1 protein-coding gene is annotated in these 1,225 nt (G+C 64.0%); it reads left to right on the top strand.

The window, feature by feature from the left end:
• Window positions 1-20: 20 nt before the first annotated feature.
• Window positions 21-1,225, top strand: a 1,205-nt coding sequence (locus VTU_RS29615; RefSeq protein ID WP_265597361.1) for a SwmB domain-containing protein, incomplete at its 3' end; no start/stop codon positions are given.

Genomic DNA, 1,225 nt, shown 5'->3' on the forward strand with positions numbered 1-1,225 from the left:
CCCCGGAGTTCAGCTGCGCCATGGTCCGTGGCATCGGAATGGTGATCAACTTCATCGAAGCCAACACCCTGCTCGTGACAGCGCTCACGCCCAGCACCGCCTTTACGGTGAGCAGCAGCACGGGCACGGCCATCACCGTGAACGCCGCCGTGGTGCACTCAACGCTCAGGGCCGTGTCGCTGTTTCTGGACCGCGAGGTGGCCGAAACGGAGACCTTGACCGTCAGCTACACCAAGCCCGAATCCGGTGGGGTGCAGGACGTTGCCGGCAACTATGCGGCGAACTTCAGCGAAAAGCCCGTGCTCCATGCGGAAGACACGCCCCCGGTGCTTAGCAGCGCCGTGGTCAACGCAAACCAACTGGTGCTCAGCTTCGACGACGCGAACCAGCTCGCGGACCCGTATCGCGGGCCGGCGGGCGATGCCTTTGCGGTGCTTGTCGGAGGCAACGCCATCGCGGTCACTGCGACCGCCGTGGACGGGGCGGCCAAGACCGTCACGCTGACGCTGAGCACCCCCGTGGTGCATGGTCAGAGCGTGACCGTTGCCTACACCGACCCCACGACCTACGACGACAGTAATGCAATCCAGGACGTCCTCGGCAACGACGTGGCCAGCTTCGCGGCCACAGCGGTGACCAACAACACAGGCGTATCCGAAACCACGCCCCCGGTGTTCCACAGCGCCACGGCCAACCGCGACAAGTTGGTGATCAATTACACCGACCAGAACAACTTGGACGACGTAGCGCTGTCGGGCACTGGAGGCTTTACGGTAGACATCAACGACAGCAGCGGCCGGGCAGTAGAACGCTTCTACATCAAGAGCGCCGTGGTGAACGCAATAGCCAAGACCGTGACGCTGACATTCGAAGGGCGTATCACGATCCACGGTGAGTCATTGAGCGTCAGCTACACCAAGCCCGCATCCGGCAATGTGGTGCAGGACGCGGCGGGCAACCACGCGGCCAACTTCCAGAGGATGGCAGTGACCAACATCACGCCCGTGGGAGCAAGCAACACGTCCCCGCCAGAAGACACCACGCCCCCGGTGTTCAGCAGCGCCGCGGTCGCCGGCAACCGACTGGTGATCAGCTACACCGACGTCAACAGCCTGGACCCGGTAGCGCTCGCGGGCAACGCAGGCTATGCGGTGAACACCGCCGCAGGCACGGCGGCCATCACCGTGAGCAGCGCCGTAGTGAATGCCACGGCCAAGACCGTGAC

This window comes from Verminephrobacter aporrectodeae subsp. tuberculatae At4 (assembly GCF_000193225.1).
GTDB classification, from domain to species: domain Bacteria; phylum Pseudomonadota; class Gammaproteobacteria; order Burkholderiales; family Burkholderiaceae_C; genus Acidovorax; species Acidovorax aporrectodeae.